This window comes from Mycolicibacter sinensis (assembly GCF_001673565.1).
Lineage (GTDB): Bacteria > Actinomycetota > Actinomycetes > Mycobacteriales > Mycobacteriaceae > Mycobacterium > Mycobacterium sinense_C.
In genome coordinates, this window is sequence record NZ_LZMF01000127.1 from 1 (window position 1) to 8,313 (window position 8,313).

The following is an 8,313-nucleotide window of genomic DNA, read 5'->3' on the forward strand; positions in this document are numbered from 1 at the left end:
ACATCGAAACGCCCCGCCATGCTGCGCATCGCGTCCGGATCGGTCATAAAACGTGTTGCCACTGTTGTCTCTCCTTGCTCCGTGAAACCTCTTGTGACGCAGTGGTTAACCGGCCGACGCGGCGTTGGCCGCTTCAGTCGCTGCGTAGGAATTCGCGCTGGTGTTCAACGTGGCGACAAAAGCCTGGTGGATGGCCTCGGCCTGCGCGCTGATCGACTGGTACATGCTGGCGTGCGCGGCGAACTGGGCCGCGGTCAGCGCCGAAACCTCGTCCGCTGCAGCCGGGACCACACCGGTGGTCGGAGTTGCCGCGGCGGCGTTCTGGGCGCTCAGCGCCGATCCGATGGCGGCCAGGTTGCCCGCGGCGGCGGTAAGCGCCTCGGGTTGGGTGTTCACAAATGTCATGGGGTCCTCCTCCAAGGGTGCCGGTCCGGTGAACGACCGACGATCACCGGGCGCGTCGAGCGTGTACCCGGTGACAACGGTAAACCGTCAAACCGGAGCGGGCCCGACACAACGTGATTTTAGAAAGCAGAAACGGAGCCGAAGCCGGATCGGAACGAAACATTCGCCGATCTCCGGCGATAGGCACAATCACGGGGAAACAAGTCTCGTCGTCACCTCCTCGCGCCACCGCGCACCGATGGGGGCTGGGGTGAAGTACCGCCCCCTACCTGCGCAATGGTGGCACCGGTATCAGCGAGCGTCAACCCGGGCGCGCGGTCGCGGCACTGTGAATCGGCTGCCGGGAAGCTGTCGGGTCAGGACGATTTCTTCTCGGCCACCGCCGCGCTGAGACCTTCGGCAAGATCCTCGCGGGTCAATTCCTTGAATTTGTGCAACCATTCGTCGCTGAATTCGGTGACGTCGCCCGATAGCACCGCGTCGAGTTCGGAGTCGTCGAGCCGGAAGCTGCGGTGGTCTCGCGCCTTCTCCACCACGTTGCGGACGAATCCCGCGTTGCCCAGTACGTCGATGCCGCGGATCAGATCGCCGTCTTCGGAGTAGTTCTCGTCGTTGTAGAACTTGTTGTAGGACGGCAGCAGCCCCTCGACCGCTTCGTCGCTGACCACGTCCTCGTTCTCCGCGCCCATCATCTTGGTCAGTTCCAACAGCTCCGGCGGGGTATAGCTGTAGAACTCGATCACGGTCGAGAACCGCCGCCGCAGGCCCTGATTCACCTCGAGCATCTTGTCCATGGCGTTGGCGTAGCCGGCACCGAACACCACCAGCTCGTCACGGTGGTTCTCCATGTAGAGCAGCAGCGTGTTGATGATCGCGTTGCCGTAGGCGTCGCCCTGGCTGTAGCCGCGCTCATGCAGCGTGTGCATCTCGTCGAAGAACACCGCGCCGCCGAGCGCGCCCTCGAGCAGTTCCTCGGTGTTCTTCTCCGCGTCGGCCATGTAGCGGCCCAGCAGCTTGGAACGGTTGGTCTCGACCACCAGCGGTTTGCGCAGCACCGTCAGGCCGCACAACTGCTTGGTGAAAGCGCGCGCCACCGACGTCTTGCCGGTGCCGGGCGGGCCGAGCAACAAGGTGTGCCGAGAAGTGACCGGAACCGGCAGACCCATCTTGGCGCGCGCCAGGTTCACCTTGGTGGTCGCCTTGATCAGCTTGATCTCCCGCTTGGCCTGCTCCATGCCGAGCATGGCGGCCAGCTCCGCGTCGCCTTCGGCCAGGTATCTGGCGGCCTCCTCGGCATGCCGGTGCGCTTCGGCCTGCTCCCGGGTCGGGGCGCTGTCGGGGTCCCACGGATCCGTGCGGGCCTCGATGGTTTCGGGGTCGGTCAGAATCAGCCGGTAGTCGGGGTTGTCCAGTGCCTCGCGGGCCGGCGCGAACTTCGCGTCGCGGGAATACACCCGGCGCAGCAACTCGGCGGCTTCGTCCTCGCGGCCCAGGTGACGCATGCACATGCCCTGGGTGTAGAGCGCGACGTTGGTGGCGCCGGGCACCCGGTCGCCCTCGATGGCCTCCTGCGCCCGCCGCGTCGCCTCCTCGAAGACCCCCAGCGAAGCCAGCGCGGTGGTGGCCATCGCCGCGGCCGCGGCCTTGAGTTCCGGCTGGCGCCACGGGGCCGCCGCCGGGAACTGCTTCAGCACGTCCGGCCAGCGCCCGGTCCGGAAGTACAGCAGGCCGCGCACGTAGCTGACCAGCTCCGTCTCAAAGGGGTTTCGCGGCTCGACGCCGTCGAGCAGCTTCGCCGCCTCCTCGTAACGCTTGGCTTCCGCCAGGGCGGCGGCATAAGCGGCGGCCAGCGATTCCACACTGGTGACCCGCAGCCGCAGGAACATCCCGTCGGAGACCTCGGGATGGAATTCCAAGTCGGACAAGCCAAGTCGCCGGGTCTCCCAACCGAAGGTGCGGACCGTCGTCCAGGCGTTGGCCAACACTTCGAGGTCGGAGTCACCGGCCAGCACCCGGGCCAGCCAGGCGTCGCACATGCTCGGGTCGATCGTGGAGGCGGTGGTGAACATCTGCAGCGCGACCTGCGGGTTGTGGCTGGGCTGCAACCCGTTGACCGAGATTCCGGAGGCCAGCATCCCGGCGACCATCGCGTTGCGCGCGTCGTGCGTGGCGGATTGGGGTCCGGTCACGGCCGCGTCCCGGGTGACGGAGTCTCGTACTCCGGCACGGCGTCGACAGACACCGCCAGGTGTTCGCCATCCTGCAGGTCCCGGCTGGGCACCGCCATCCGGGGTTGCGCCGTAGGCGCCGGGAGGCTGGCGCACACCGCCTCCAGCTGACGCCGGCCCACGAACCGGTTCAGCGCGGCCCGCACGTGTCGGCCCAGCCGGCCGGTGCTGTGGTAGCGCACCAGCACCGAGACAGCGTTCGTCCGGCCGCCCCCGGGGGCGAGCCGCACCGTGACCACCGTCGCATCGGTCTCCGGATACCACAGGTGTTCCAGGTTCTCGACGGAGACGTCGGCCGGCGACACCCAGAAGGTGGTGACGTGGCCTTCCGGTGGGGCCCGGAATAGCCGGTGCCGAAGCTGTCCGGGCTCCAGACCCGCCAGGACGGCGTCGTCGACGGCCTCGAACTCGTCGGCGCGCAGCGCCCGCGCGATGATCTGGCGCCCGTCGATCTCCTCGGCCAGCCGCTCGGTCGCCGCGGCCAGCGTGGCGGCCAGCGAGTCGCGCGCCGCCACCGCGTTGACGTTGTGCTGGGGGTCCATCCGCAGCACCAGCCAGGTCTGCCGGTGATCCGGCATCGACGGCGTGTCGTCGAAGTCGACCTCCTCGGCATCGGCGGGGGCACTGCGGGTACCGACGGTGACGATGTCGATGCTGTCCAGCCGCACGTCGAACTGCCGCAGCCCGGCGGCGAGGCGCTCCAACGGCAGGGACACCGGCTCCGAGCCGCGGCGGTGGCGGCCGGTCGCCTGCACCGCTCGCCCGCCCACGGAGATCACCGTCACCAGTCGGCCCTGGTGTTCGCGCATGCCGATCGGCTCACGGCCGAAGCGGCGGTGATGATCGACCGCGCGAGTCCGCCCCTGGCTCAGTGTGGTCGCCGGGTCGGCGAACTGGTCGCCCAGCCAGGCCGCCCACATCGTGCTGACCGGCACCCGCCGGTAGGTGACCAGCGCGATGAGCGCGACCAGCACCGCAATGCCGACACCGGACCACCACGCGTAGGTGGCGGCTTTCGCGTCGCCGGGCCAGCGGCCGGCGAGAACCAAGATCCCCATGTCGATCAGAAAGACCGTGGTCACCCGCATCCACGACAGATTCAAACCTACTGCGTGCTGTGCCTTCATCGATTCCTACGCGATCGTCGCAATGCTGCCACTCCCAGTGCCACACCGGCTGCCGCCACCGCCGCCAACAGCCCGGCGCCGGCGACCCAGGCCGGGGTCATGTCGCGTTCCGGCGGCATCGGCGGCACCTGCAGGGGCGCCGACAGCCGTTCCGGCGGTTGAGCCGGACCGCCGGGGACATCCCAAGTCAGGGCCGCCACCGGGTCGACGATGCCGTAGCCGACCACATTGTCGACCCCGCGCGCCGGCGGCCGAGCCGTACGAATCAGCCGGTTGATCACCTGATGCGACGACAGTTCCGGGTACTTGGCCCGCACCAGGGCCGCCACCCCGGACACGATCGCCGTCGAGAAGCTGGTGCCCGACGGAACCAGCAGGGAGTTCTCCGGTCCGTCGACGGCGTTCATCAGTCCGTCGTCGCGCGGTGAGAGACCTTCGATGTCGGTGCCCGGGGCGGCGAGCGACACCCAGGGGCCGACCACACTCGACTTGACCAGCGGCGCACCCGCCGAGTCCACCGCGCCGACGGTCAACACGTACTCGTCGTACCACGCCGGCGTCACCACGGTGTTGACCCCGTTCCAGTCGCGCGGGTCGTCGGGACGCATCGCGTTGTAGGTCGGGTTCTGTTTGCAGTCCCGCCAACTCGTGTCGCCGGCGGCGGCGACGATCACCGCGTTCTTCTCGACTGCGGCATAGCGCACCGCCGCGCCCAGATCGGCTTGATCGAGCATGTTCCGCACGTTCATGCAGATGGCCTGGGAGATGTTGATGACCTGTGCGCCCATGTTGGCGGCATGGACGATCGCCCGCGCCATGGTGCGTATCCCGTCGTTCTTCTCCCGCAACTGCGGGTCCTGGCCGTCACCGAACGGCTCCTTGGGGCCGAAGGCCGCGCTGTACTGGCGGATCGAGATCAGCTGAACATCGGGAGCGATCCCGCTGAACGCATCCGGTGCCGCCCCCGGCGGTGGCGGTGCGCTCGGTGCGCGGAAGTCGACCGGCGCCATCCGCGCCCGCCCGGAGAACCCGCCCGGGCGTGCCGCACCGGCGGATGCGCCATCGGTGGTGTAGGCCGCCGCGTTGTTGCCCGGACCGGGCGCCGGGGCGGCCGGGCCGTTGTTCGAACCGTTGGACGGTTCCCCGCCTTCGACTGGTGGCGGCGGAGGCGGCGGCGCAGGCGGTGGCGGCATCACCACGATGGTCGTCTGCGGCGCCGGTGTCGGCGGCGGAGGTTCATTGGTGGGAACCGACGGGGGCCGGCGGGTCTGGCGCGGCGGCGGCAGCGGAGTCACACCGTTGTCGGGTACCGCGCCGATCAGCGATGCCACCAGGGTTCCGTGCGCATCGCAGTCCGACAGCCCGTCGCCGCCGGCCATCACGTAGTCGCCACCGCCGATCAGGTTCGGCATCCGCGGGTGCGGGGTCACGCCGGTGTCGATGACCGCGACGCTCACACCGGCCCCCCGGCTGAATTTCCACGCCTCGGCCAGGTTGAGCATGTCCATGTAGGCCGGCTGCACCCGAAAGTCGGTGTTCGGCAGGACACCCACCTCGGTGCAGTACGAGGTCTGTCGCATCGTCTGCGGTGGACCGGGCGTGCCGTCGGGCGGCAGCGCGCCCGGATCGACTACCGGGGGATCGATCGCGCCGGCGACCGGCATACCGGCCAGCGAGCCACTCGCCATCATGATCATCGCGGCGCCGGCGGCCGCGGTGCGCTGCAGCCGACGCCCGCCTCTACCGGTACCGGATTGCTTCATAGGTATTCATCAACCACAGCGCCAGCGGGAACAACGGCATCAGGCACAGGTACTCGATCCACTCGACGAACTTGCGGAACAGCGGGCTGTAGATGGTGTTGGGCACGATCACCGCGGACAGCAGCCCGAACATCGGGATCAGCGCCAGCAACGCCGCGCCGACCACCAGCGTCGTCGGCGTCCACTGCACCACGACGAAACGCACCACCACCGCGGCGACGATCACCAGACCGGTCAGTGTCACCGTGACCGCCTGCCAGCGATCCCGGAACGAACGGCCGCGCAGAACCAGGAACCCGGCCGTCAGTCCGGCCAGCAGCACCGGCAGCCACGACCGGTCCGAGTGCGGGTCGGCCAGACCGGTGACGCACACCGCGATCAGCACGCCCAGCCCGGACAACAGCCCGGTCAAAAACGATCGGGCCCGTTCGGCACGCAGCACCACCTCGCGCACCGACTCCGGTCCCTCCAGGGAGGCCGGGGCACCGGGCGTGGTCACCACCGTGGTGGGCAGGTCGGGGCGCGCCTCGAACACCCACCGGCTGGTCGCCGACGGGAACACCGGCAACCGGAGGCCGGCCAGCCACCGCGACAATGACGGCGACCACTGATACGCCAGCACACAGGCCAGGTAGACGCAGGCCATCAAGGTCACCGCGCCGGTCAGGAACACCATCCGCAGTACGCCGGCGAACGTCACCGCCGCGCTGATGACGGCGACGGCGCTGTAAGCCGCCAACTGCCGTCCGGTGAGCCGGATGACCGACAGCGCACCGATGCCGGCGACGCCGAAGCCCAGTGCCGCCTGCGCGGCGCCCACCTCGCCCGGTACCGCGGCCGCGGCAGCCACCGTCAGCGGCACCAGCCCGGTGGCCAGCAGGATGTCGCCGACCCGCCGGTCGGAGGCATTGCGGGCCTGAAGCAGGACCAGCGCGGCGGCGATCAGCACGAGCAGAGCCATCCCGGCGCTGAAACCGGCTGCCAGCCAGTCGTCGTGCTGGTAGCGCCAGGCGGCGAGCAGTGCGGTCGCCAGCAGGACACCGGCCGACAGGGTCGAGACCCCGACCCGCACGGCGGTCGCCGCGTCGACCGGAGCGAACTGCTTGGCGAGGTTCACCGAGACCGCGGTGGAGATGTGTTCGATGACCGGCGCCCGCCGCTCCCGGTCCTCGATGAACCGCAGCCACAGCCGGTCACCGTCGTACACGTCCTGGTCGGTCAGCGACTGGTTCGGTCGCAGCGCGGTGCCGTCGACCAGGCACAGCACCCAGCGACCGCGACCCTCGGCCTGCAGGGTCGGCTCGTCGAGCTCGGCAAGTCGGCCGTTGATCACCTTCAGCAACGGGTCCAGCATCACCGACACCGGCGCGTCGGCGTCCAGCAGCGTCCCGATCTGGACACCCTCACCGGCCATGACTCCGACCACCACGGACCGGGGCGCCGACGGTGCGACTTCCCCGCCCGGCTGCGCAGACTCGATCGCCGTCGTCATGATCGCACCACCTCGACGAATGCTGACCCCAAAGAACCCATAGCTGCCGCCTCGCAATTTGTCATTTCAAAAGCCCGTCCAATTCTAAAGGCAACGCATGCTATTCGCACGATTCGCGTTTACCGGCAATTTTTCCGGTGCGTCACACAACATTTCGGTGCCGCGACGACTCCGATGGGGCCGCTAAACCCTCCGATGGGTTTTCCAGGCACCGTAGGGCAGCGTGTCCAGGACGGTTTTGACACCCACCTGGACCAGCTGCGGGGTGGCCGGGCAGATCGCCAGCCACGCTTCGCCTGAGCCTGCGGTGCGCGCCTGCTGATACAGCGCGATCCGGCCGCCGGAGCCGTCTTTGAGCGACAACACCGAGGCACTGGGGCCCTTGGCGTCGTCGCGGTATTGCCGCGCATATACCGCGGCCTCCGCGGCCGGCTCCGACAGCGCCTGGCCCAGCGCGGCGACGGTGGCCGCACTGATGCCCATCCGGCGCAGGTCTCCCCCGGTGAAGATGTTGAAGCCGGAGTCCTGCCAGCTCTGGGTCGCCTCCAGCATCTCCTCCATCGGCACGTTGACCGCGGTGATCTGCGCCGGATCGGCGTGGTGGATGGACTCCATGCCGTCGATCACCAGTGCGGCGATAGAGGCGGCATCGGTGACCGAGACGTCGTCGACGGTGATGTCGGTGCCGACCCGCACCGCCGACACCCAGTGTTCGCCGCGTCGCGCCAGCAGCACCCGGAACTCGTTGTCCGGAATGTCACGGGTCCCGGGCGGCTGGTCATCGTCGTCGATGACCCCGTAGCGCAACTTGCCCAGCGACAGCAGGGCGACCACCTCGAGGTCGGGCGCGGCCAGCACCCGCATCCGGGCCGCCACCACCTCGTTGACCTCGTCCTCGACGACGATGCCCTGCTCACGCATCACCGCCATGCCGGGATGCTCCGAGAGCCAGTCGTTCGAGTCGGTGGAAACGTAAGGTCGGCAACGCAACTCGGGCGCGACGTGGCGGATGTCCAGCAGCGCCTGCAACATCCAGAAACCCTCGACGTTGACGGTGATGTCGGTGCGGGTGCTCGGGTCCATCACTACCCTCCTCTACCTTGCCGATGTACTTGGCTATTGGATCACGCAGCGGCACGGCGATGTCTGCCACTATCCCACCCATTGCAGCACGCGGCAGCACACCGATGGGTGGTGTGCTGCCGCGCTGCGTACTACGGGTCGGTCAGGCCCAGCTGGAGCCGACGGAAGCGTCGGTGTTGGCCATGTTGTTGCCGGCGGTCTGCACCTTCTGACCG

Annotated in this window: 7 protein-coding genes; 1 reads left to right on the forward strand and 6 read right to left on the reverse strand. The window is 68.7% G+C overall.

What is annotated here, in order from left to right:
- Positions 1–105: 105 nt before the first annotated feature.
- The 6 genes from A5648_RS18150 to A5648_RS18175 all read right to left on the reverse strand — a co-directional run bounded on the left by A5648_RS18150 (position 106) and on the right by A5648_RS18175 (position 8,098).
- Positions 106–405 carry a PE family protein gene (locus A5648_RS18150; RefSeq protein WP_064854942.1) on the reverse strand — a complete coding sequence of 100 codons (300 nt, stop codon included), beginning with the start codon at positions 403–405 and terminating at the stop codon, positions 106–108.
- Between the two features lie 356 nt (positions 406–761).
- On the reverse strand, positions 762–2,594 hold the full coding sequence (gene eccA, locus A5648_RS18155; protein WP_065025881.1) for a type VII secretion AAA-ATPase EccA: 1,833 nt from the start codon (positions 2,592–2,594) through the stop codon (positions 762–764).
- Positions 2,591–3,760, reverse strand: a complete 1,170-nt coding sequence (eccE, locus tag A5648_RS18160) for a type VII secretion protein EccE (RefSeq protein WP_065025882.1) — start codon at positions 3,758–3,760, stop codon at positions 2,591–2,593. The genes eccA and eccE overlap by 4 nt, the downstream gene beginning before the upstream one ends.
- Entirely contained in the window at positions 3,757–5,523 is a 1,767-nt protein-coding gene (locus A5648_RS18165; RefSeq protein WP_065025883.1) for a S8 family serine peptidase, read from the reverse strand. The genes eccE and A5648_RS18165 overlap by 4 nt, the downstream gene beginning before the upstream one ends.
- Positions 5,501–7,015: a type VII secretion integral membrane protein EccD gene (gene eccD, locus A5648_RS18170; RefSeq protein ID WP_065025884.1), complete on the reverse strand. Its 1,515-nt coding sequence runs from the start codon at positions 7,013–7,015 to the stop codon at positions 5,501–5,503. The genes A5648_RS18165 and eccD overlap by 23 nt, the downstream gene beginning before the upstream one ends.
- Positions 7,016–7,198: 183 nt before the next feature.
- Entirely contained in the window at positions 7,199–8,098 is a 900-nt protein-coding gene (locus A5648_RS18175) for an ESX secretion-associated protein EspG (protein ID WP_065025885.1), read from the reverse strand.
- Positions 8,099–8,157: 59 nt separating this feature from the next.
- Between A5648_RS18175 and A5648_RS24130 the strand changes: the two genes are divergently transcribed.
- Positions 8,158–8,310, forward strand: coding sequence for a hypothetical protein (locus A5648_RS24130; RefSeq protein WP_165607369.1), 153 nt, complete (start codon positions 8,158–8,160; stop codon positions 8,308–8,310).
- Positions 8,311–8,313 lie beyond the last annotated feature (3 nt).

Bases quoted from the DNA above. Each gene is read 5' to 3' on its own strand.
- A5648_RS18150 (WP_064854942.1), bottom strand. From the start codon at position 405: ATGACATTTGTGAACACCCAACCCGAGGCGCTTACCGCCGCCGCGGGC.
- eccE (WP_065025882.1), bottom strand. From the start codon at position 3,760: ATGAAGGCACAGCACGCAGTAGGTTTGAATCTGTCGTGGATGCGGGTG.
- A5648_RS18165 (WP_065025883.1), bottom strand. From the start codon at position 5,523: ATGAAGCAATCCGGTACCGGTAGAGGCGGGCGTCGGCTGCAGCGCACC.
- eccD (WP_065025884.1), bottom strand. From the start codon at position 7,015: ATGACGACGGCGATCGAGTCTGCGCAGCCGGGCGGGGAAGTCGCACCG.
- A5648_RS18175 (WP_065025885.1), bottom strand. From the start codon at position 8,098: ATGGACCCGAGCACCCGCACCGACATCACCGTCAACGTCGAGGGTTTC.
- A5648_RS24130 (WP_165607369.1), top strand. From the start codon at position 8,158: ATGTCTGCCACTATCCCACCCATTGCAGCACGCGGCAGCACACCGATG.